17 protein-coding genes and 1 pseudogene are annotated in these 21,280 nt (G+C 62.9%); 8 read left to right on the top strand and 10 right to left on the bottom strand.

The annotated features are described in order from the left end of the window. Positions 1 to 3: 3 nt before the first annotated feature. The 7 genes and pseudogenes from RPF88_RS20435 to puuE all read right to left on the bottom strand — a co-directional run. Positions 4 to 963, bottom strand: coding sequence for an ABC transporter permease (locus RPF88_RS20435; protein WP_013528249.1), 960 nt, complete (start codon positions 961 to 963; stop codon positions 4 to 6). A gap of 16 nt (positions 964 to 979) precedes the next feature. After that, entirely contained in the window at positions 980 to 2,566 is a 1,587-nt protein-coding gene (locus tag RPF88_RS20430) for an ABC transporter substrate-binding protein (RefSeq protein ID WP_013528248.1), read from the bottom strand. 154 nt (positions 2,567 to 2,720) lie between these two features. After that, complete coding sequence (locus tag RPF88_RS20425; protein ID WP_337123094.1) at positions 2,721 to 4,706, bottom strand: CocE/NonD family hydrolase; 1,986 nt, start codon at positions 4,704 to 4,706, stop codon at positions 2,721 to 2,723. 82 nt (positions 4,707 to 4,788) lie between these two features. Continuing rightward, the gene (locus tag RPF88_RS20420) at positions 4,789 to 5,382 is read right to left on the bottom strand and encodes a nucleoside deaminase (protein ID WP_024501941.1); all 594 of its coding nucleotides are present in this window, start codon (positions 5,380 to 5,382) and stop codon (positions 4,789 to 4,791) included. After that, positions 5,379 to 5,885 carry an ureidoglycolate lyase gene (locus RPF88_RS20415; protein WP_013528245.1) on the bottom strand — a complete coding sequence of 169 codons (507 nt, stop codon included), beginning with the start codon at positions 5,883 to 5,885 and terminating at the stop codon, positions 5,379 to 5,381. Before RPF88_RS20415 ends, RPF88_RS20420 begins: the two co-directional genes overlap by 4 nt. Further along, positions 5,882 to 6,586 carry a bifunctional allantoicase/(S)-ureidoglycine aminohydrolase gene (locus RPF88_RS20410; protein WP_337123897.1) on the bottom strand — a complete coding sequence of 235 codons (705 nt, stop codon included), beginning with the start codon at positions 6,584 to 6,586 and terminating at the stop codon, positions 5,882 to 5,884. Before RPF88_RS20410 ends, RPF88_RS20415 begins: the two co-directional genes overlap by 4 nt. Next, a pseudogene (gene puuE / locus RPF88_RS20405) lies at positions 6,560 to 7,735 on the bottom strand (allantoinase PuuE); the annotation flags it as partial. The gene RPF88_RS20410 and the pseudogene puuE, both read right to left, overlap by 27 nt. A 203-nt stretch (positions 7,736 to 7,938) precedes the next feature. Between puuE and uraH the strand changes: the two are divergent. The 4 genes from uraH to xdhC all read left to right on the top strand — a co-directional run bounded on the left by uraH (position 7,939) and on the right by xdhC (position 13,299). Beyond that, positions 7,939 to 8,313 (top strand): hydroxyisourate hydrolase, encoded by a 375-nt coding sequence (gene uraH, locus RPF88_RS20400; RefSeq protein ID WP_064992888.1) that lies wholly within the window; start codon positions 7,939 to 7,941, stop codon positions 8,311 to 8,313. A gap of 3 nt (positions 8,314 to 8,316) precedes the next feature. Next, positions 8,317 to 9,798 carry a xanthine dehydrogenase small subunit gene (gene xdhA / locus RPF88_RS20395; RefSeq protein ID WP_337123093.1) on the top strand — a complete coding sequence of 494 codons (1,482 nt, stop codon included), beginning with the start codon at positions 8,317 to 8,319 and terminating at the stop codon, positions 9,796 to 9,798. A gap of 190 nt (positions 9,799 to 9,988) precedes the next feature. After that, complete coding sequence (xdhB, locus tag RPF88_RS20390) at positions 9,989 to 12,343, top strand: xanthine dehydrogenase molybdopterin binding subunit (protein WP_337123092.1); 2,355 nt, start codon at positions 9,989 to 9,991, stop codon at positions 12,341 to 12,343. Positions 12,344 to 12,417: 74 nt separating this feature from the next. After that, a complete protein-coding gene (gene xdhC, locus RPF88_RS20385) occupies positions 12,418 to 13,299 on the top strand; it encodes a xanthine dehydrogenase accessory protein XdhC (RefSeq protein WP_063171036.1) in 882 nt (293 codons plus the stop codon). Positions 13,300 to 13,311: 12 nt separating this feature from the next. Here xdhC and RPF88_RS20380 read toward each other — a convergent pair whose 3' ends face one another. The 3 genes from RPF88_RS20380 to RPF88_RS20370 form a co-directional block, all read right to left on the bottom strand. Further along, positions 13,312 to 14,562 carry an LLM class flavin-dependent oxidoreductase gene (locus RPF88_RS20380; protein WP_337123091.1) on the bottom strand — a complete coding sequence of 417 codons (1,251 nt, stop codon included), beginning with the start codon at positions 14,560 to 14,562 and terminating at the stop codon, positions 13,312 to 13,314. Continuing rightward, positions 14,559 to 15,566, bottom strand: a complete 1,008-nt coding sequence (locus RPF88_RS20375) for an LLM class flavin-dependent oxidoreductase (protein ID WP_337123090.1) — start codon at positions 15,564 to 15,566, stop codon at positions 14,559 to 14,561. Before RPF88_RS20375 ends, RPF88_RS20380 begins: the two co-directional genes overlap by 4 nt. Before the next feature lie 124 nt (positions 15,567 to 15,690). Further along, the gene (locus tag RPF88_RS20370) at positions 15,691 to 16,611 is read right to left on the bottom strand and encodes a LysR family transcriptional regulator (protein WP_337123089.1); all 921 of its coding nucleotides are present in this window, start codon (positions 16,609 to 16,611) and stop codon (positions 15,691 to 15,693) included. 131 nt (positions 16,612 to 16,742) lie between these two features. Between RPF88_RS20370 and RPF88_RS20365 the strand changes: the two genes are divergently transcribed. The 4 genes from RPF88_RS20365 to RPF88_RS20350 all read left to right on the top strand — a co-directional run bounded on the left by RPF88_RS20365 (position 16,743) and on the right by RPF88_RS20350 (position 21,237). Further along, a complete protein-coding gene (locus tag RPF88_RS20365) occupies positions 16,743 to 17,960 on the top strand; it encodes a urate hydroxylase PuuD (RefSeq protein ID WP_027163804.1) in 1,218 nt (405 codons plus the stop codon). A gap of 1 nt (position 17,961) precedes the next feature. Continuing rightward, positions 17,962 to 19,278, top strand: a complete 1,317-nt coding sequence (gene guaD / locus RPF88_RS20360) for a guanine deaminase (RefSeq protein WP_337123088.1) — start codon at positions 17,962 to 17,964, stop codon at positions 19,276 to 19,278. Between the two features lie 193 nt (positions 19,279 to 19,471). Further along, a complete protein-coding gene (locus tag RPF88_RS20355) occupies positions 19,472 to 19,975 on the top strand; it encodes a heme-degrading domain-containing protein (RefSeq protein ID WP_337123087.1) in 504 nt (167 codons plus the stop codon). Further along, a complete protein-coding gene (locus tag RPF88_RS20350; protein WP_337123086.1) occupies positions 19,972 to 21,237 on the top strand; it encodes a glycerate kinase type-2 family protein in 1,266 nt (421 codons plus the stop codon). The genes RPF88_RS20355 and RPF88_RS20350 overlap by 4 nt, the downstream gene beginning before the upstream one ends. Positions 21,238 to 21,280: the final 43 nt, after the last annotated feature.

Here is a 21,280-nt window from a genome sequence, read left to right as displayed (position 1 = left end):
CCCCTATTTCGGATGTCTGAGACGCGGATTGGCGACGATCGCCGCTATGTCCGCAATGATGTTCAGGCTGATATAGACGGCGGCGAAGATCAGGCCGACCGCCTGCACCACCGGCACGTCTCGCTTGGTGACGTGGTCGACCAGATACTGTCCCATGCCCGGATAGACGAAGATCACCTCGACCACGACGACGCCAACGATCAAGTAGGCGAGGTTGAGCATGACGACATTGATGATCGGCGCGATGGCGTTGGGGAAGGCGTGCTTGCGGATGACGTTGAAGGCCGACAGGCCCTTCAATTCCGCCGTCTCGACATAGGCCGACTGCATGACATTGAGGATCGCCGCGCGTGTCATGCGCATCATGTGGGCGAGCACGACCAGCGTCAGCGCCGTCGCCGGCAAGGCGATCGCCTGCATCCGTTCGCCAAAAGGCATGCCGTCATAGACGGTCGAAATGCCGGGGAATATCTGCCATTTCACGGCGAAGAAATAGACCAGCACATAGCCGATGAAGAATTCGGGAAACGAGGTCGAGGCCAGCGCCAGCCCGGAGATCAGCTTGTCGACCCAGCCATTGCGGTAGCGCACCGCGATCAGGCCGAGGATGATCGCCAGCGGCACGGCGACGATCGCCGCCCAGAAGGCGAGGAACAGCGTGTTCCACAGCCGTCCCTTGATCGACGTGGCGATGTCCTGCCCGCTCGACATGGCCGTGCCGAGATCGCCGGTCAGCACGCCGCCCAGCCAATGAAAATACCTGAGATAGGCTGGCTGGTTGAGTCCGAGCTGCTCGCGCAGATTGGCAAGCGACTCCGGCGTCGCCGACTGTCCGAGAATGGCTTGCGCGACGTCGCCGGGCAGGATCTGGGTGCCGGCGAAGATCAGGACCGAAACGGCCAACAAGAGCAGAATGCCCAGCGCAACGCGCTGGGCCACCAGTTTCAAGATGGGTGAGGACATATCCGCAAGGCCAAGCTCAGGCTTCGAGCCAGCACTTCGCCAGCGCGTAGCCGTTCATCAGCTCCTGATGCGGATCGTCGACCCAGCCGCCGACCTTGGCGCCGGTAGCGTCGATGAACTGGTTGAACATCGGCAGGATCAGGCCGCCCTCGTCTCGTACCAGGACAGCCATGTCATGATACATCTGCTTGCGCTTGGTCTCGTCGAGCTCGGCGCGCGCCGCCAGCACCATCTTATCGAAGTCAGGACGCTTGAAACGCGTGTCGTTCCAGTCGGCGGTCGACAGATAAGCGGTGGAGTACATCTGGTCCTGGGTCGAGCGGCCGCCCCAGTATGACGCGCAGAAGGGCTGCTTGTTCCAGACCTCGTTCCAATAGCCGTCGCCGGGCTCACGCTTCAGCTCGATCTGAATGCCGGCCTTGGCCGCGCTCTGCTGGAACAACTGCGATGCATCGACGGCGCCCGGGAAAGCGACGTCCGAGGTCCGCAGCAGGACCGCGCCGTCGTGGCCGGACTTCTTGAAGTGGAACTTGGCCTTGTCGGGATCGTACTTGCGCTGCTCGATCTCGGTAAACAGCGGATAGGACGCATTGATCGGGAAGTCGTTGCCGAGCGAACCGTAGCCGCGCAGGATCTTGTCCAGCATTTCCTCGCGGTCGATGGCCAGCTTCAGTGCCATGCGCAAATCGGCGTTGTCGAACGGCGCCGTGTTGCAATGCATGATGAACACGTAGTGGCCAGGACCCGCGTGGTTGCGGATGGTGACGCCCGGCAGGCGCTTGATCAGGTCGACGATCTTCGGCTCGACGCGGTTGATCACGTTGACCTGGCCGCCCTGCAGGGCGGCCGTGCGCGCCGTCGCATCGTTGATGACGATGATCTCGATCTGGTCGGCATGGCCCATCTTGTCGCCCTGCCAGTAATTGGCGAAACGCTCGCCGCCATGGCGCACACCGGGCTCATTGGTCGTGACCTTGTAAGGACCGGCCGAAATGCCTGCGTCAGCCTTGTCCTTGCCGCCATTTGGTTGGACGATCAGGTGATAGTCGCTGAGCAAATAGGGCAGATCGGCATTGGCCTCCTTCAGCGTCAGCACGACTTCCTTGCCGCTGGCCTTGATGGTCTCGATACCTTTCATGTAGCCGAGCGCGCCGGATTTCGACTTCTCGTCGGAATGGCGCTCAAGTGTGGCGGCCACGTCCTCGGCGGTCACTGTCTTGCCGTTGTGGAATTCGACGCCGTCGCGGATCTTCAGCGTCCACACCTTGGCGTCGTCCGACGAGCCGATCTCCTCGGCGATGCGGTTCTCGAGCTTGCCTTCCGGCGAAAGCTCGACGATCAATTCGCCCCACATCTTGCCGAAGGCGAACGGCACCTGAGTCATGAACAGTGCCGGATCAAGGCTGTTGGTGGATTCGCCGCCGACAAGTCCGGCCTTCAGTGTGCCGCCCTTGACCGGGCCTGCCGCGCGTGCAGCGCTTGAAAGCAGCGAGTTGGCGAAGGGCGCGGAGATACCGAGCGCCGCCGCCCGGCCGAGAAAATCACGACGGCTCAGTTTGCCCGACGCGACACGCCGGCTAAGAAATTCCAGTTCGTTCGACATTTTGAGTTCCTCACTCTGTTGGTTCGACTCTGCGGTCGTTTTTCTTGTTTCTTGTGAGGAGAATAATGACCGCAAGGGAAAGCGGTAAGCAAGACCGAATGCGACATGCCGTGGCGTAAATCGTACGTCGCAATTGGACCAATCAAATCGGCATTCAAAGAAGCGCGCGCGGCACCTTCCCCTCGAAATTGCGCTCGAAGACGAGAGTTTCGTCCTCATAGGCCTCGATTCTGGCGCTGACGATGAAGTTTTGCGCATCCGATCGCATTTCGGCTGTCGTTTCGGTGCGTACTGACCATCCGTTTCGCGACAGGGTCTGCGTCCAGTGCGTCTTCCCCGAGGCCGACAGCGGATCGTCGGGATGGATCGTCCAGGTCTCGCGGGCGATGCTGCCATTGGCGAGGCCATGGGCGAGATCACGCACCTCGCCGAAATCGTCAACAATGGAAAGCGTCACCATTCCGGTCTTCTCATCACGATCGACATGACGCTCTGAATTGGCGGCGCGGATCGTCTCTGTTGCCCAGGGGGTGGCACCTTCCGGCTCGGCGAACGTTACTTCGTCGCCTGTCGCCAGCGGCCGCAGCGGCAAATTGAGCGTCGCCGTCGACAAGGTGAGCTGGACCGGCTCCGGCGACGGCCAGATGGCAGGCCAATAGGCGTTCGAAACGGCAACACGCAGCCGGTGGCCGGCCGGCACACGATAGGCGCATTGATCGAGCACGACGCGCACCGAGACGGTTTCGCCCGGCACCAGCGCCTCGGGGAATTCGTGCGAATTGCGGTGCGTCAGATTGAGCACGCCATAGGAGATCAACTCCGAGGCGCCGTCGGGATGCACATCGCAAAGCCGGACCGCGATGTTGGCCTGCGGACGATCAGAGGACAGCCGCAGCTCGACCTCCGGCGCTCCGACGATGTCGATAGGCTCGCTGAGTTCCGGCTGGTCGAAACACACCGACAGCGCATCGTCGGGGCGCTGGTCGCCGGGCAGTTCGGGACCGAAGGTGAAGGGAAAATACTCGCCGCCGGCCAGGCCGCAGCTTTGCGGAGAGGCGATGATGGCGGGTTTTTCCGTTGAGGAGATCAGATCGACCGTTTGCATCTTAATGGTTGGCGAGGGCCATTCCTGCTCCGCCACCCAACGGCCGGGACGCTCGGGGTGCCAGCGCGCCGGACGCACGCTGTCCATGACATAGGCGCGGTAGGCCGGGTCGGCCTCGACGCCGGTGTCGACACCCTTCAGCCAGCGGTCCCACCAGCGCAAGGCCTCCTGCAGGAAGCCGATGGCAGGCTTGGGCCCGGCGTAGTGCGGGTATTTGTGGATCCATGGCCCGACGATGCCCTTGACCGGGGCTTGGATGTTGGTCGCCAGATGCGAGACGGTGTTGCGGTAGCCGTCATGCCAGCCGCCGATCGACAGCACGGCGGCTTTGACGGCGGAAAAATCCTCGCAGATCGAGCCGCGCTTCCAGTAGGCATCACGGTGCTGGTGTTTCAGCCACAGCGGCGCCAGGAAGGATTGGTTCTCCAGCCGGGTCAGCCACAGATCGCGCCACCGGTTGTCGCCGGCCAAAAGCGGATCCGGCGGCCGCGACGAGTAGGACAGCATGGTCGAGGCCCAGCCGAAATTCTCGATCAGCAGGCAGCCGCCCTTGTAGTGGATGTCGTCGGCATAGCGGTCGACGGTCGAGCACAGGCTGATCACCGCTTTCAGCGCCGGCGGCCGCTTGGCCGCCACCTGCAGGCAGTTGAAGCCGCCCCAGGAAATGCCCATCATGCCGACATTGCCGTTGCACCAGGGCTGGCTTGCCGCCCAGGCGATGACGTCGCAGGCGTCCTGCAATTCCTGCTCGGAATATTCGTCGTCCATCAGCCCTTCGGAATCGCCATTGCCGCGCATGTCGACGCGGATCGAAGCATAGCCGTGGCCGGCGAAATAAGGATGCGTCAGCTGATCGCGAAAGATGGTGCCGTCGCGCTTGCGGTAGGGCAGATGCTCTAGGATGACAGGCACCGGATCGTCGCCCGCATCCTCCGGCATCCACACCCGCGCCGACAGGCGGCAGCCATCCGGCGTGACGATGCCCATATCCGGGAATTCGACGATTTTGCGGGCAAATTCGGTGACGGTTTTCATGGCATGCTCCAGGATCGCCAGATGATGGAACCTGCCGTGCCGCGTCGTGGGCCAGCCAACGAATTCGGCTGGTCAATCCGCGTCAGTTCAGCGGGATATCGTTATCGTCCTTGTTCGCCTGATAGATGTTGGACAATTCATCGTAGCGCGCCGAAATCGCGCCGATACGGGTCTCCAGCCGTCGCCGCTCTGCCTCGGGCAACGCTCGCACCAGCCTGCGGATAGAAAAGCTCTTCCAATAGGCATTCTCGGCATTGTAGCCGCCGGGATCGAGGGTGAAGACCTCTTTCAGGATCTTCAGGTCGTGCGGGATGGCGAAGCTGTCGCGCGAATCCTCGTGGCTGAACAGATAGTAGAAATTATCGAAGCCGGTCCAGGTGATCGCCGACAGGCACAACGAGCAGGGTTCGTGCGTGGCGATGAAGATGGCATCTTTCGTATCGACGCGCTCAGCCCTGGGCATTTCGTAGAAACGCTTCAGGCAGTGTACCTCGCCATGCCAGAGCGGGTTTTCCATCTCGTTGTTGGTTTCAGCCAGCACCAGCGAACGGTCGTCCTTGCGCAGGATCGCCGCGCCGAACAGCTTGTTGCCATAGGTAACGCCCTCGGCCGTCTTCGGCACGATGTCGTGCTCGATCACATCGAGCAGGCGGTCGATCAGTGAAATATCGGTCACAGGAGGCTCTCGTTGGGCAAGTGGATCTCGTAGGCGTGCGAGAAATGGAACTCTTCGAGATTGGAGCCATCGCCGCCACGGTCGACGATCAGGAAGTCCTGAGCCTCGCCGAGCGGCGTCAGCACGCCATGCCAGAGATTGCGCCGGTAATTGATGCCTTGTCCGGGTGCGGTGATGAAGGCATGCGGCTCGCCCGGCCCCTGCTCCCCGTCATGGCAGACGACGACCAGGAAGGGGCGCGGCGAGAGCGGGATGAAGGCCTGGCTGCCGAAGGGATGGCGCTCGACCATGCTCAATTTCAGGGGCAATTCGTAGGGCGTGCCGCGCACCATCGAGATCAGCACGCGGGCGTTCGGACCGGTTGCTTCGGCGGTAGCCAGATCATGATAGCGCTCGGCCCTGCCGCCATTGATCGGGTAGTGGTTGTCGCCGCCCATGTCGATGACATCGCCGAAGGGGGCAAAGCCCTCGCGGGTCAGCGGCCGCGCGACGATACGGGTCACAGCGCGCGCCTTGCGATGCCGGCGCCGCCGAGCTTGGCGTGCCGGTTGACGTCCTTGTAGAGCAGATAGCGGAATTTACCCGGGCCACCGGCATAGCAGGCCTGCGGGCAGAAGGCGCGCAGCCACATATAGTCGCCGGCCTCGACCTCGACCCAGTCCTGGTTGAGGCGGTAGACGGCCTTACCCTCCAGCACATAGAGACCGTGCTCCATGACATGGGTCTCGGCGAAGGGAATGACCGCGCCGGGTTCCAGCGTGACAATGGTCATGTGCATGTCGTGGCGCAAATCTGCCGGATCGACGAACCGCGTCGTCGCCCAGCGGCCTTCGGTGCCGGGCATCGGCGTTGGCGCGATCTCCTGCTCATTGGTGAAGAAGGCTTCCGGCACATCGAGACCGTCGACCACCTCGTAAGCCTTGCGAATCCAGTGGAAGCGCACGGCGGCCCTGCTTTCGTTGCGAACCGTCCAGCCGCTGGCCGGCGGCAAGAAGGCAAAGCCGCCGGGCCGCAACACATGCGTCTTGCCGGCAAGCAGAACCGTCAGTTCGCCTTCGACCACAAACAGAGCGCCTTCGGCGCCGGCATCGGGTTCCGGCCGATCGCTGCCGCCGCCGGGCGCGACCTCGACAATGTATTGCGAGAACGTCTCGGCGGGCCTCGGCCGGCCTCGACCCTGTTCCCTGGTCGATTCCGCCGTCAGCCGTTTGGCCTTGGCCAGCTTGCCGGCAAGGTCGGGATGGGCGTTGAGCACCGAAAGCCGTTCGGTTTCGCTGGCGGAGCGGAAGATACGGCAAAGCGCATTGTGCAGGCCGCCCGAAGTGTCATGCGCCGGGCCTAGTTCCAGTTCGTAGGCGCGTTCGGCGATCCAGGGCGAATGCTCGAACACGCCGCCGAAAGTGTGGACGAAGGTCTCGAATTCCATCTTCGATGGACGGAGTGCCGCCGGTTGATAAGGATTGACCTCTTGCCAGTGCTTGGCGATGTCGATGCGCCTCGCCAGCCAGACCTTGTCGTGCGACTTCACATAGTCGACGAAGCGCTTCAGCGCCGCCACCCGGCCCGGCCGCCCGACGAGGCGGCAGTGCAGGCCGATGTTCATCATGCGTGGCCGGCCGGCCTTGCCCTCGGCATAGAGCGTATCGAAGCTGTCCTTCAAATAGGCAAAGAACTGGTCGCCCGAGTTAAAACCTTGCGGCGTGGCGAACCGCATGTCGTTGGCGTCGAGCGTATAGGGGATGATGAGCTGCGCGCCGCCCTCATGCTCGAACCAGTACGGCAGCTCGTCGTCATAGGTGTCCGACACATAGTCGAAGCCGCCTTCTTCCGCCACAATCCGCACCGTGTTGATCGATGTGCGACCCGTATACCAGCCGGTCGGGCGCGCGCCGGTCACTTCGTAGTGCAGCTTGATCGCCGCCTCGAGGTCGCGGCGCTCATCCTCGGCGCTGTGGTCGCGGTAGTCGATCCATCTTAAGCCGTGCGAAGCGATCTCCCAGCCGGCGTCCTGCATGGCCGCTACCTGATCCGGCGAACGGGCGAGCGCTGTGGCGACGCCGTAGCAGGTGATCGGCACTTGCGACTCGGTGAACAGCCGGAGCAGCCGCCAGAAGCCGGCGCGGGCGCCGTATTCGTAGATGGATTCCATGTTCCAGTGGCGTTGACCCACCCAGGGTGCGGCGCCGACGATTTCCGACAGGAAGGCTTCGGACGCCTTGTCGCCATGCAACACGCAGTTTTCGCCACCTTCCTCGTAATTGACGACGAACTGCACGGCGACATGTGCACCGCCAGGCCATTTCGGGTCCGGCGGATTGGCTCCGTAGCCACGCATGTCTCTGCTGTAACGCATCGTCCCTCCCGCCGGGCACGGCCCGAAGTATGATCAGAATATCGAAAGGGTGCTTCTCGCATTCCCCCGAAAATTTTTGAAAGTGTTTTTGTCGCACTCCGCTCGACCGGGACTTATGCATCGCCTTTAATTGGCGCACAATTCACTGTTGATACTTGACCGTACCGGGCCAATTCGCTCGTACCGGAAATGGGAGGCGGCCAATGGCAGAAACGTCGAAAGCCGACGGCGGGCGTCTGACGACCCATGTCCTCGACACGGCGACCGGCAAGCCTGCGGCGGGACTGTCGATCGCGCTCTATCACCTCGAGGGCAAGGAGCGGACACATCTGAAGACCGTTCTCACCAATGCCGACGGCCGTTGCGACAAGCCGCTGCTCGCCGGCGCGGAATTCCGCACCGGCGAATACGAACTGGTCTTCGCCGCCGGCGACTATTTGCGCCAGCAGGGGTTGAGCCTGCCGAAACCGGCCTTTCTCGATGTGATACCGATCCGCTTCGGCATGGCCGAGCCTGTGCATTATCATGTGCCACTGCTGGTCTCGCCCTACGGTTACTCGACCTACAGGGGGAGCTGAGGCATGACCAAAATTAGCATCCGCAACGAAATCCGCTTCATTCTCAATGGCAGGGATGTGGCGCTTTCGTCGGTGGCACCCGACGCGACCTTGCTCGACTGGCTGCGGCTCGACCGTTCGCTGCGCGGCACCAAGGAAGGGTGTGCCGAGGGAGACTGCGGTGCCTGCACCGTGCTGGTCGGCAAGCTGTCGGAGGGCGGCTTGGTCTATGAAAGCGTCAATGCCTGCATCCGCTTCCTCGGCTCGCTCGACGGCACCCATGTCGTGACGGTCGAGCATCTGCGCGGTTCACCCGGCCAGTTGCATCCGGTGCAGCAGGCGATGGTCGATTTCCACGGCTCGCAATGCGGCTTCTGCACGCCCGGCTTCGTCATGTCGCTCTATGGCTTGTGGATGAAGTCGCCTGATCCCTCGAACGCGGATGTCGAAAAGGCTTTGCAAGGCAATCTCTGCCGCTGCACCGGCTACGAGGCGATCATGCGCGCCGCGCAGGCCATCTCCAGCTACGGCAAGGCGGCAAAGGACCCGCTGGCCACGGAACGCAAGGCGATCACCGCGAGGCTCGAGGCCATGCGTGACGGCGCCCGGGTCGAGATCGGAACCGGCAAGGCGCGGCTGGTCGTGCCGGCCGATGTCGACGATTTCGCCGCCGTGCTGGACAAGGAACCCGGCGCTACCATCGTGGCCGGCTCGACCGATGTCGGCCTGTGGGTGACCAAGCACATGCGCGATATTTCACCGGCCATTTTCATCGGCGATCTCGACGGGCTTTGCACCATCTCGGAAGACAAGGGCGTCATTTCGATCGGCGCCGGCGTCACCTACACTGACGCCTTCGCGACATTGGCGAAGCGCATCCCGGCGTTGGGGCCATTGTTCGATCGCATCGGCGGCGAACAGGTGCGCAACATGGGCACCATCGGCGGCAACATCGCCAACGGCTCGCCGATCGGAGATACGCCACCGCCATTGATCGCACTTGGCGCAAGTCTCACCTTGCGCAAGGGCAAGAAGCAGCGGACGATCCCGTTGGAAACCTTCTTCATCGCCTACGGCAAACAGGATCGGCAGCCGGGTGAATTCGTCGAGGCCGTGCATGTGCCGGTGCCGGCCAAGGAAACGAAGTTTGCCGTCTACAAGATCACCAAGCGTCGCGACGAGGACATTACCGCGGCCCTTGGCGCGTTTTTCCTGGATCTGGCCAAGGACGGAACGGTGGCCGACATTTGCATCGCCTATGGCGGCATGGCAGCGACACCTAAACGTGCCCTCGGTGTCGAGCAGGCCCTGCTCGGCAAACCCTGGACGGAGGCCACGGTCGAGGCGGCCATGGCCGAATACGCCAATGATTTCACGCCGCTGACCGATATGCGGGCAAGCGCCGAATATCGGGCGCTGGCGGCAAAGAACCTGCTGTTGCGTTTTTTTGCCGAGACCAGCGGCACCAAGGCGCCATTCCAGGTCTCACGGCACGAGGCGGCGTGATGCATATCAGCGCCAGCAAACCAATAGGGTCCTTCTCCCCGTTCGCGGAGAGAAGATGCCGGCAGGCAGATGAGGGGCGGCGCCGTCGTCGATCGGTATCTGCAAACCAGTCAGGGTCAGCGTCGCCCCTCATCCGACCCTTCGGGCCACCTTCTCCCCGTGAGCGGGGAGAAGGGAAAAGAGGCATTCGATGAACAAGCACGCTGCCCCCAACCTCAAGGCTGAAAAGATCGCTGGCGGCGTCGCCACCGATCAGCGCCACGATTCCGCGCACAAACATGTCAGCGGCACCGCCGTCTACATCGACGACATGCCGGAACCATCAGGCACGCTGCATGGCTGCCTCGGGCTTTCCAGTGCCACGCATGCCACGATTACCAGCATGGATCTCTCGGCGGTACGCACGGCGCCCGGCGTTGTCGACGTGCTGACGGCCAGTGACGTGCCGGGCGAAAACGACATTTCGCCGACCGGCCGCCACGACGAGCCGGTGCTTGCCGACGGCAAGGTGCAATTCTACGGCCAGCCTATCTTCTGCGTTATTGCGCAAACTCGCGAGCAGGCGCGCCGCGCCACAAGATTGGCAAAGGTCGAATACAAGGAATTGCCTTTCGTCACCGACATCGGCGCGCTCGATCCGAAGAAGGACAAGCTCGTCACGCCGCCTCTCACCCTGAAGCGCGGCGATGCCGCTACGGCGATCCGTCAGGCGCCGCGCCGGCTAAAGGGAAAAATGCGCATCGGCGGCCAGGAACACTTCTACCTCGAAGGCCATATCGCCATGGCCGTTCCTGGCGAGGATCAGGACGTCACCATCTATTCCTCGACCCAGCATCCAAGCGAAGTCCAGCACATGGTCAGCCATGCGCTCGGCGTGCCGAGCAATGCCGTCACGGTGGAAATCCGCCGCATGGGAGGCGGCTTCGGCGGCAAGGAAACGCAGGGAAATCAGTTTGCCGCATTGGCCGCGATCGCCGCGAAGAAGCACCACCGCGCCGTGAAGATCCGGCCCGACCGCGACGACGACATGATCGCCACCGGAAAGCGTCATGATTTCCTCGTCGATTACGAGGTCGGCTTCGATGACGAGGGCAACATCCTCGGCGTCGATTTCATTTTCGCGGCGCGCTGCGGTTTTTCGTCGGACCTTTCCGGCCCGGTAACCGATCGCGCGCTGTTCCACTGCGACAACACTTATTTCTGGCCGGCGGTGCATGCGCAGTCGGCGCCGCTCTACACCAACACCGTGTCGAACACCGCCTTTCGGGGGTTCGGCGGCCCGCAAGGCATGGTCGGCGCCGAGCGCGTCATCGACGAGGTGGCCTTTGCCGTTGGCAAGGATCCGCTCGAAATCCGCAAGAAGAATTTCTACGGCACCAGTAGCGAGGAGGGCCGCAACATCACGCCCTACCACCAGACGGTCGAGGATAACATCATCCAGCGCATCGTCGCCGAGCTGGAGCAAAGCGCGAGCTATGCGCGGCGGCGGCGTGAAATATCGGCCTTCAATGCCAACAGCCGTTTCATCAAGCGGGGCCTCGCTCTGACGCCGGTCAAATTCGGCATCTCGTTCACCGCCACGCATTACAATCAAGCCGGCGCGCTGGTGCATGTCTACACCGACGGTTCGGTGCATCTGAACCATGGCGGAACCGAGATGGGGCAGGGCCTCTACGTCAAGGTGGCACAGGTGGTGGCGGAAGAGTTCCAGATCGATCTCGACCAGGTGAAGATCACCGCGACTACGACCGGCAAGGTGCCGAACACTTCGGCTACGGCAGCGTCGTCCGGCTCCGACCTCAATGGCATGGCGGCGCAGAATGGCGCGCGCCAGATCAAGGATCGGCTGACCGATTTCGCCGCCGAAAAATATCAGGTGCCGCGTGATCAGGTGCTGTTCCTGCCCAACCGGGTGCGTATCGGCAACCAGGAAATCGCCTTCGCCGACCTCGTCAAGCAGGCCTATATGGCCCGCATCCAGCTGTCGGCGGCTGGTTTCTACAAGACGCCGAAAATCCACTGGAACCGCGACAAGGGCGAGGGCCGCCCCTTCTATTATTTCGCCTATGGCGCCTCGTGCTCGGAAGTCTCGGTCGACACGCTGACCGGCGAATACATGGTCGAGCGTACCGATATTCTCCATGACTGTGGCCGCTCGCTGAACCGGGCGATCGATATCGGCCAGATCGAGGGCGGCTTCATCCAGGGCATGGGCTGGCTGACGACGGAAGAACTGTGGTGGGACGCCAAGGGCCGGCTGCGCACGCATGCGCCGTCGACCTACAAGATCCCGCTCGCCTCCGACCGGCCGAAGATCTTCAACGTCACCTTGGCCGACTGGCCGGAAGCCGGCGAGCCAACCATCCACCGCTCCAAGGCGGTCGGCGAGCCGCCGTTCCCGCTCGGCATGTCGGTGCTGCATGCGCTATCGGACGCGGTGGCCAGTGTCGCCGACAACAGGATCTGCCCGCGCCTCGATGCTCCGGCGACCCCGGAGCGGGTTCTGATGGCGATCGAGCGGCTGAAGAAGGAGGCCGGCGCCTGAATCCGGCCCCAGGGTCGGCAATGCGTGCAATCCGGGCCGAAAAAACCTATATTTCCCATTCGGGAACGTGAACCATGAACTCGAAAGTGCAAAGCCTGAAAGCCTTTCTCGCCAGCGCCGGTCGGGTTGCCCTGGTCGAAGTGGCCGGAACAAAAGGCTCGACGCCACGCGAGAAGGGCGCCTTCATGCTCGTCTCGCAGACGGCGATCTTTGGCACCATCGGCGGCGGTCAGCTCGAATATATGGCGATCGACAAGGCCAGGCAGATGTTGGGCAAAGAAGCCCGCATCGAGGTTGACGAAGTCTGCGCTACCCTAGACGTCCCGCTGGGTCCCGAGATCGGCCAATGCTGCGGCGGGCGCGTTGAAGTCTTGATCCGGCTCGTCGATGCTGCGCTTGCCGGCGACCTGGTTGCGGCCGCGGAAGCCGAGGAGGCGCACCTGCCGTACGTCTACATCTTCGGTGGCGGCCATGTCGGCCAGGCGCTGGCATCGGCGATCGCACTTCTTCCCGTGCACGGCGTCGTCATCGAGACGCGGGCCGAAGCACTGGAAGGCATGCCCGAAACCATCGAGACACGGCTGACAGCTATGCCGGAAGCGATGGTGCGGAATGCCCCCGCCGGCGCCGCCTTCGCCATCCTGACCCACGATCATGCGCTGGATTTCCTGATCGTCGCGGAAGCGCTGAAACGCGGTGACACCGCCTATGTCGGCATGATCGGCTCGAAGACGAAGAAAGCGACGTTCAGGACCTGGTTCCTGAAATCGGCGGACGGCAGCCAGGCTGAGTTTGCCCGCCTCGTCTCGCCAATTGGCGGCGACACCGTCAAGGACAAGCGCCCTCAGGTCATCGCGGCGCTGGCTGCGGCCGAGATCATGACGGCGTTGGTCAATCACAACGCAGCCTTTAATGCCGACCATCAAATTCCGCATGGCAGGGTGATGGCAGGCTAAGCTGCGCCGCAGCTAAACCGGCCGTTTCAAACCCAGATGGTCGCGCAGCGTGCGGCCCTGGTATTCCGTCCGGAACAGGCCGCGCCGCTGCAACTCCGGCACGACGAGCGTGGCAAAGGCATCGAGTTCCCCGGGGAAATATGAGGGCATGACGTTGAAACCGTCGGCCGCCCCACCCTCGAACCGCGTCTGCAGTTCGTCGGCGACTTGGGCCGCTGTGCCGACGATGCGCCAATGGCCCCGCGCGCCGGCAAAATGCCGGGCGAGCTGGCGGATGGAGAGGCCGTCGCGGCGCGATTGCTCGATCACCAGCGCTTGCCTGCTCTTCATCCCCTCGCTCTCCGGCAGTTCCGGCAGTGGCCCATCGATCGGATAGCGCCACAGATCGGAGATGCTGAGATAGCTGGACAGCAGCGCCACGCCGACATCGTGGGGGATCAGCTCCTGCAATTCCTCGTATTTTTCACGGGCCTCCGCTTCGGTCTCCGCCACCACCGGTGCGACGCCCGGCATGATCTTGATGTCGTCCGGCTCGCGCCCGTAGGCCGGCAGACGTCCTTTGAGATCGTCATAGAAGGCCTTGGCTTCCTCGAAGGTCTGCGCCGCCGTGAACACCACATCGGCGGTGCGGGCGGCAAGGTCGCGGCCGACATCCGAGGCGCCGGCCTGAACCATCACCGGCGCGCCCTGCGGCGAGCGCGGCAGGTCGAGCGGATCGCGAACCGAAAAGCTCTGGCCGTTATGGCCGGAAGCCTTGCCGTGCCACAGGCCGGTCACCACCTCAGCGAACTCGCGCGCCCGTTCGTAGCGGTCGGCATGGGGCTTGAGGCCCGTCGCGCCGAAATTGGCTGCTTCGATGGGGCTGGCCGAGGTGACCAGATTCCAGCCGGCCCGGCCGCCGCTCAGATGGTCGATCGACAGGAAGGTTCGTGCCAGCCCATAGGGCTCGTTGTAGCTTGTCGACGCTGTCGAGACGAGGCCGATGCGGCTGGTCTGGACGGCGAGCGCCGAGAGCAGGCTGATCGGCTCGAAACCGATCGAGCGCGACGTCTGGCTGGCAATGCCGATATTGGCTTCACGCAGGCCGGCGGCGTCCTCGCAGAACACCATGTCGAACTTCGCCGCCTCCGCCGTGCGCGCCAGCTGGATGTAATGATCGATGTCTATGCCGGCGGTGACGTGCGCCTTGGGGTGGCGCCAGGCGGCGATGTGATGACCTGTCGCCCACAGAAAAGCGCCGAGCTTCATCTGGCGAGCGGTCATCGGTCACCTCCGCCGGCAAGCCCGAGATGCGAGCGCAACATCGTGCCGCGATAGTTCTCTCGAAACAAGCCACGCCGCCGCAGCGCCGGCAAGACCAGATCGACGAAATCGTCGAGCGCAGAAAGCTGTGCCGGCATCAGGATGTTGAACCCGTCGCAGCCTCTCGCCCGGAATTCCTTTTCCAGCCTCTCGGCGACGGCAGCCGGCTTACTATCGGCGATAAGCGCGACGTTCGTCAGCACTTTCACAGCATCCGGATCGCGTCCGCACGCCGTGACACGGCGCCTGATATCGTCATAGCGTTCGGTCGCGCCCTCCACCAGTCCGCCGTCCAGCAGGATGACATCGGCGGTGCGAGTGGCAATATCGAAGTCGGATTCCTGCAGGCCCGACAAGACGAGCACTGGCGTATCCTGCGGCGACCGGGCGACGTTCAGCGGTCCGCGCACGGAAAAGAATTCGCCCTTGTGCTCCAGCAGGTGCATCTTTTCGGGGTCGTGGAAGCGGCCGCCGCGCTGGTCGAACAGCAGCGCGTCCGCATCCCAGCCCTGCCACAGACCTTGCACGATGCCGATATATTCCTCACTGCGACGGCGGAAATCGTTAGGCGAAAATCCTTCGGGCCGGCTGAAATTGGCTGCTTCCCGTGGCGCTTGCGTCATGGTTGCGTTCCAGCCACTGCGGCCGTGGCTGATAACGTCGAGCGAAGCGAAACGGCGTGCCAGATTGTAGGGTTGGTGGGCAATTGTCGAGGCAGCGGCAACCAGGCCGATCCTGCTTGTGACAGTCGCCAGAGCGGCCAGCAAGGTCGTCGCTTCGAAGGGCATCCGTTTGTTCGCGGCTTCGCTTTCGGACGCTGGCGCGGCATCGGCAAGCAGCACCATGTCCAGCCCGGCTGCTTCAGCCTTTTGCACGAAACCAGCCAGGCGGCTGAATTCCAACCCAGTCTCGAGTGATGGATCGGCGAGCGAAACGGCAAGATGCATTGTGGCGCCGTTGTCCATCGAGGGTTCCCTATGAGATGAAATGCCACCCGAACTATGTTCGCCACATCCTGGGATGGCAACCGCCGGCGCTGGGCCAAACCGCCGCTCACCTACCGGCCAGTCCCTATTTGCCGGCCAGCCTTTACTTGCCAGCAAGAAGATCGTTGATCAGCCGCTGGCAGCGCTCGGCCATGAAGTCGAGCAGCAGCCGCACTTTTGGGTCCTGCAGCTTCTTGTGCGGATAGACGGCGGCGAACTGCACCGGTGTCGGTGGCGTGCTGGGCAGGATCACCTTCAGCCGCCGGTCGCGGATGAATGGCTCGACCTCGAAGCGCGGCTTGTTGATGATGCCGCGGCCTGAAAGCGCCCAGCCGGTGAGCACGTCGCCATCGTCGGTGTCGTAGGGCCCGTGTACCTCGAATTTCTGCGGGCCGGTGGGGGTCTGCAGCGTCCACACATATTCGCGCGCGCCGGAATAACGCAGCATCAGGCAGTCGTGCTTCTTGCCGATCAGCTCCTGCGGCTCCAACGGTTCGCCGCGCGCTTCGAGATATTTCGGCGCCGCGACCAGCACGCGCTCGCATTCCATGATGCCGCGCATCCTGAGGCTGGAATCCTCGATGATGCCGAGCCGGAAGGCGACGTCGATGCCTTCCTTCATGATGTCGACATTGTGGTCCGAGAGCCTGAGCCGCACCTCGATATCAGGGTATTTGTCGTGGAAATCGGGGATGCCCGAAGCGACCAGCCGGCGGCCGAGGCCGAGCGGTGCCGTGACGCGGATGGTGCCGCGCGGCTGGCCGGAAAGGGCAGAGACCGCCGCTTCCGCCTCGGTGATTGCCTCCAGCACCTGCTTGGCGCCCCCGTAAAAAACCGTGCCATGCTCGGCCGGCATCAATTGCCGTGTGGTGCGGTTGAACAGCCGCACGCCAAGGTGCTTCTCCAGTTCCTTGATGCGGTTGGAAGCGACCGCCGGCGAAATGCGCATGTCGCGCCCGGCCGCCGACAGATTGCCGAGTTCAACGACGCGAACGAAGACGGCGATATTGTCAAGATAGGCCATGCGGAGCACCTTCGCCGGTTTGCAGGATCAACCTAGTATTTTCCATTTTTTTTTGAAAGTCCTCGTGCGCCTCGCCTCTTTCCGTTTGCGCTCCAGCCCGTAAAGTCACCCAATCGGCAGGGACGATTTCAATGATGGATTTCGCGATTTTCTGGGATTGGCTGAGTTTTGCCGTGCGCTGGCTGCATGTCGTCACCGGCATCGCCTGGATCGGCTCGTCGTTCTATTTCGTCGCGCTCGATCTCGGCCTGCGCCAGCGTCCCGGCATGCCCGTCGGCGCCTTCGGCGAGGAATGGCAGGTGCATGGCGGCGGCTTTTATCACATCCAGAAATATCTGGTGGCGCCGGCCGAAATGCCGGAACACCTGACCTGGTTCAAATGGGAATCCTACGCCACCTGGCTGTCCGGCTTCGCCATGCTGTGCGTCGTCTATTATGCCGGAGCCGATCTGTTCCTGATCGATCCGAACGTGCTGCCGATGTCGGTGCCGGTCGGTATCCTGCTGTCGCTGGCAACGATCGGCGTAGGCTGGGTGGTCTACGATCTGCTGTGCCGCTCGCCGCTGGGCAAAAGCGATACCGGCCTGATGCTGGTGCTCTATTGCGTGCTGGTGTTCATCGCCTGGGGACTGACCCACCTATTCACCGGCCGTGCCGCCTTCCTGCATCTGGGCGCCATCACCGCCACGATCATGTCGGCCAATGTCTTCATGGTCATCATCCCCAACCAGAAGATCGTCGTCGCCGACCTCATAGCCGGCCGCAAGCCCGACCCGAAATACGGCAAGATCGCCAAGCAGCGCTCGCTCCATAACAATTACCTGACGCTGCCGGTCCTGTTCCTGATGCTGTCGAACCACTATCCGCTGGCGTTCGGCACTGAGTTCAACTGGGTCATCGCCTCGCTGGTGTTCATCATCGGCGTGCTGATCCGGCACTATTTCAACTCGGTCCATGCGCGCAAGGGCAATCCGACCTGGACCTGGATGGCGGCACTCGTCCTGTTCATCGTCATCATTTGGCTGTCGACCGCGCCGAAGGTGCTGACCGGCGAACCCAAGGAATCCGCGTCGGCGCAAATCTATGTCGCTTCAGCGCATTTCCCGGCGGTGCGCGACACCGTGCTCGGCCGCTGTTCAATGTGCCACGCGGCGGAGCCGGTCTATGAGGGCATCTATCATGCGCCCAAGGGCGTGATGCTCGACACCGATGCGGATATCGCCAACCACGCCCGCGAAATCTATCTGCAGGCCGGCCGCAGCCACGCCATGCCGCCCGCCAACGTCTCTCAGATCACCGACAAGGAACGGGCGCTGCTGGTGGCCTGGTTCGAAGGCGCAGGGAAATAGCATGAATTCGACACTTCTGCGCGGCCGCACGCTGTCCTTTGTGCGCTGGCCGCAAACTCTCGAAGACCATTCCGCCTGGCGCTACGAGGAGGATGGCGGACTGCTGATCCGTGACGGCAGGATCGTCGCCGCGGGTAGTTATGCCGATGTTGAAAAGCAAGCCGACGAAACGGTGAAAAGGATTAACCACCGGCCGCATCTGCTGCTGCCCGGCTTCATAGATGCCCATGCGCATTTTCCGCAGATGCAGATCATCGCCTCCTACGGCGCCGAACTGCTCGACTGGCTCAACACCTACACTTTTCCGGAAGAAACGAAGTTCGCCAACGCCCAGCACGGCCGCCGCATCGCGCGGCTGTTCCTCGACGAAATGGTGCGCCACGGCACCACGACGGTCGCCGCCTACTGCTCGGTGCACAAGGCCTCGGCCGAAGCCTTCTTCGCAGAATCGCATGACCGCAACATGCTCAACATCGCCGGCAAGGTGATGATGGATCGCAATGCGCCCGACGGCGTGCTCGACACCCCGCAATCCGGCTATGACGACACAAAGGCGCTGATCAAGGAGTGGCACGGCAAGGGCCGCCAGCACTACGCCATCACGCCGCGCTTCGCCATCACCTCGTCGCCGGAGCAGATGGAGATGGCGGGCGTGTTGTGCCGCGAACATCCCGGCCTGCACATGCAGACGCATCTGTCGGAAAACCACGCCGAGATCGCTTTCACGCAGGAACTCTACCCGTGGGCGCGCGACTACACCGACGTCTACGAGCATTACGGGCTGTTAGGCAAAAAGAGCCTGTTCGGCCACTGCATCCATTTGACGGAGCGCGAAGCGGATGCGCTTTCGGACTCGGGCTCGGTGGCGGTGTTCTGCCCGACCTCGAACCTTTTCCTCGGCTCCGGCCTCTTCGATTATCAGCGCTTTCGCCGACGCGACAAGCCGATCCGCATCGCCGCCGCCACCGATGTCGGCGGCGGCACCAACTACTCCATGCTGCGCACCATGGACGAAGGCTACAAGGTGATCGCGCTGAATGGCGAAAAGCTCAACCCGTTCCAGTCCTTCTGGCAGACGACGCGCGGCAATGCCGAGGCGCTGTCGGTGGTGGAAAAGATAGGCACGCTGGACGAAGGCAGCGACGCCGACATCGTCGTGCTGGACGCCAGGGCAACGCCGGGAATGCGGCTCAGGATGGAGACGGTCGAGACGCTGGCGCAGGAACTGTTTCTCCTGCAGACGCTGGGCGACGACCGCTCCGTCCGCGAAGTTTATGTGGCGGGGCGGCCAGCCAAGGCTGACATGAGCGCGGGGTAAGACCCCCTCACCCGGATTGCCAACCGAATTGCGAAGGCAATTCGGGGCAATCCGGCCTCTCCCCGAGGGGAGAGGAGGAAGCCGAGGCCCGTGCTCGTCTCTTCTCCCCTCGGGAGAAGGTGGCCACGCCACGGAAGCTTGACCGAGCGGAGCTTGTCGTACACACGACGTGTGACGATTTCGGAGAAAGAAAATGGCCGTTGCTGACGACATCGCTCTGATCAAGAGACAGGAAGAGACCCTTGTCTTCGCGACCTTCGACGAGGCCGTCGCTTTCAAAATCGGCTCCGCCATTCGCGATCGTGCAATCGCCGAAGATCTACCCATCATAGTCGACATCAGGCTGTGGGACCGGCCGCTGTTCTACGCCGCGCTGCCGGGCTCGAACGCTTCCAATCCCGACTGGGCGCGGCGCAAGATCAATGTGGTCAAACGGTTCCTGAGAAGCACCTATCGCATGGTGTTGGAACAGCAGCGCCCCGACCGCACCTTCAAGATTGGTGAAGGGCTGGATATTGCCGACTACGTGCTGGCCGGCGGTGGCTTTCCGGTGGCCGCCAAGGGCACCGGCGTCATTGGCGTCATCGCCGTTTCCGGACTGCCGGAGCGCGAGGATCACGGCGTCGTCGTCGATGCGCTGTGCGATCATTTGGGCGTCGACAAGCGCGGCTTGGCATTGCCTCGGGAAGCCGAATGACCGTGCTCGACCCCAAATCGTTCCTCGTCTCCATCTTCAACGCCGCCGTCGCCGCCGCCGATCCGGAACGAACCATCAGGGATCATCTGCCGGCCAAGCCCAAGGGCCGTACCATCGTCATCGGCGCGGGCAAAGGCTCGGCGCAAATGGCGGCAGCCTTCGAGAAAGTGTGGGACGCCCCCATCGAAGGGCTGGTCGTCACCCGCTATGGCTATGGCGCGACCTGCGAGCGCATCGAGATCATCGAGGCGGCGCACCCGGTGCCGGACGCTGCCGGCCTTGAAGCCTCGCGCCGGCTGCTGGCGAAGGTGCAAGGGCTGACGGCGGACGATCTGGTGGTGGCGCTGATTTCCGGCGGCGGCTCGGCGCTATTGCCGTCGCCGGCCGGCAGCTTGACGCTGGCCGACGAGATCGCCGTCAATGAGGCGCTGCTCGCCTCGGGTGCGCCGATCGCGGCGATGAACACTATCCGCAAGCACCTTTCCACCATCAAGGGCGGCAGGCTGGCGGCGGCCGCATGGCCGGCCAGGGTGGTGTCGCTGATCGTCTCCGATATTCCCGGCGATAATCCGGCAATGGTCGCCTCCGGCCCAACCGTACCGGATACAGGCAGCCGCGCCGACGCGCTGGCCTCGATATCGGCCTATGGCATGAAACTGCCGGCCTCGGTGATGGCGCATATCAATTCGTCGGCCGCCGATGCGCCAAGCCCGGATGACGAGCGCTTTTTGCGCAACGAGGTGCATCTGATCGCTTCGGCCGGGGTATCGCTGGAAGCCGCCGCTGCGGAAGCGAAACGGCAAGGCGTCGAGGCGGTTATCCTCTCCGATGCCATCGAAGGCGAAGCGCGCGAGGTTGGCGGTGTCCACGCCGCGATCACGCGTGAAGTGGCGACCCGCAACAGGCCTTTCTCGAAGCCGGTGCTGATCCTGTCGGGCGGCGAGACAACCGTGACGCTGCGCGCAAAAGGCAAGGGCGGCCGCAATTCGGAATTCCTGCTCGCCTTCGCCATCGGCATCAATGGCGTCGACGGTATCAATGCGCTGGCCGCCGATACTGACGGCATCGACGGTTCGGAAGACAATGCCGGTGCCTTTGCCGATGCTTCGACCGTGTCGCGCATGCGCGCTGCCGGGGTGGACGCCAAGGCTATGCTTGCCGGCAACAATGCCTGGACGGCCTTCAACGCGGTTGACGATCTCTTCGTACCCGGCCCGACCGGTACGAATGTCAACGATCTCAGGGCAATTCTGATCAGGTAGCCGCAGCAATTCCAGGAAGGTTTTCCGTCCGGAATCGCGCAAA

Source organism: Mesorhizobium sp. ISC11, assembly GCF_037162595.1.
Lineage (GTDB): Bacteria > Pseudomonadota > Alphaproteobacteria > Rhizobiales > Rhizobiaceae > Mesorhizobium > Mesorhizobium ciceri.
The sequence above is the reverse complement of the archived record's forward strand: the minus strand, read 5'-3'. Positions and strand labels throughout refer to the sequence as shown.

Bases quoted from the DNA above. Each gene is read 5' to 3' on its own strand.
- RPF88_RS20435 (WP_013528249.1), bottom strand. From the start codon at position 963: ATGTCCTCACCCATCTTGAAACTGGTGGCCCAGCGCGTTGCGCTGGGC.
- RPF88_RS20430 (WP_013528248.1), bottom strand. From the start codon at position 2,566: ATGTCGAACGAACTGGAATTTCTTAGCCGGCGTGTCGCGTCGGGCAAA.
- RPF88_RS20425 (WP_337123094.1), bottom strand. From the start codon at position 4,706: ATGAAAACCGTCACCGAATTTGCCCGCAAAATCGTCGAATTCCCGGAT.
- uraH (WP_064992888.1), top strand. From the start codon at position 7,939: ATGGCAGAAACGTCGAAAGCCGACGGCGGGCGTCTGACGACCCATGTC.
- xdhA (WP_337123093.1), top strand. From the start codon at position 8,317: ATGACCAAAATTAGCATCCGCAACGAAATCCGCTTCATTCTCAATGGC.
- xdhB (WP_337123092.1), top strand. From the start codon at position 9,989: ATGAACAAGCACGCTGCCCCCAACCTCAAGGCTGAAAAGATCGCTGGC.
- xdhC (WP_063171036.1), top strand. From the start codon at position 12,418: ATGAACTCGAAAGTGCAAAGCCTGAAAGCCTTTCTCGCCAGCGCCGGT.
- RPF88_RS20380 (WP_337123091.1), bottom strand. From the start codon at position 14,562: ATGACCGCTCGCCAGATGAAGCTCGGCGCTTTTCTGTGGGCGACAGGT.
- RPF88_RS20375 (WP_337123090.1), bottom strand. From the start codon at position 15,566: ATGGACAACGGCGCCACAATGCATCTTGCCGTTTCGCTCGCCGATCCA.
- RPF88_RS20370 (WP_337123089.1), bottom strand. From the start codon at position 16,611: ATGGCCTATCTTGACAATATCGCCGTCTTCGTTCGCGTCGTTGAACTC.
- RPF88_RS20365 (WP_027163804.1), top strand. From the start codon at position 16,743: ATGATGGATTTCGCGATTTTCTGGGATTGGCTGAGTTTTGCCGTGCGC.
- guaD (WP_337123088.1), top strand. From the start codon at position 17,962: ATGAATTCGACACTTCTGCGCGGCCGCACGCTGTCCTTTGTGCGCTGG.
- RPF88_RS20355 (WP_337123087.1), top strand. From the start codon at position 19,472: ATGGCCGTTGCTGACGACATCGCTCTGATCAAGAGACAGGAAGAGACC.
- RPF88_RS20350 (WP_337123086.1), top strand. From the start codon at position 19,972: ATGACCGTGCTCGACCCCAAATCGTTCCTCGTCTCCATCTTCAACGCC.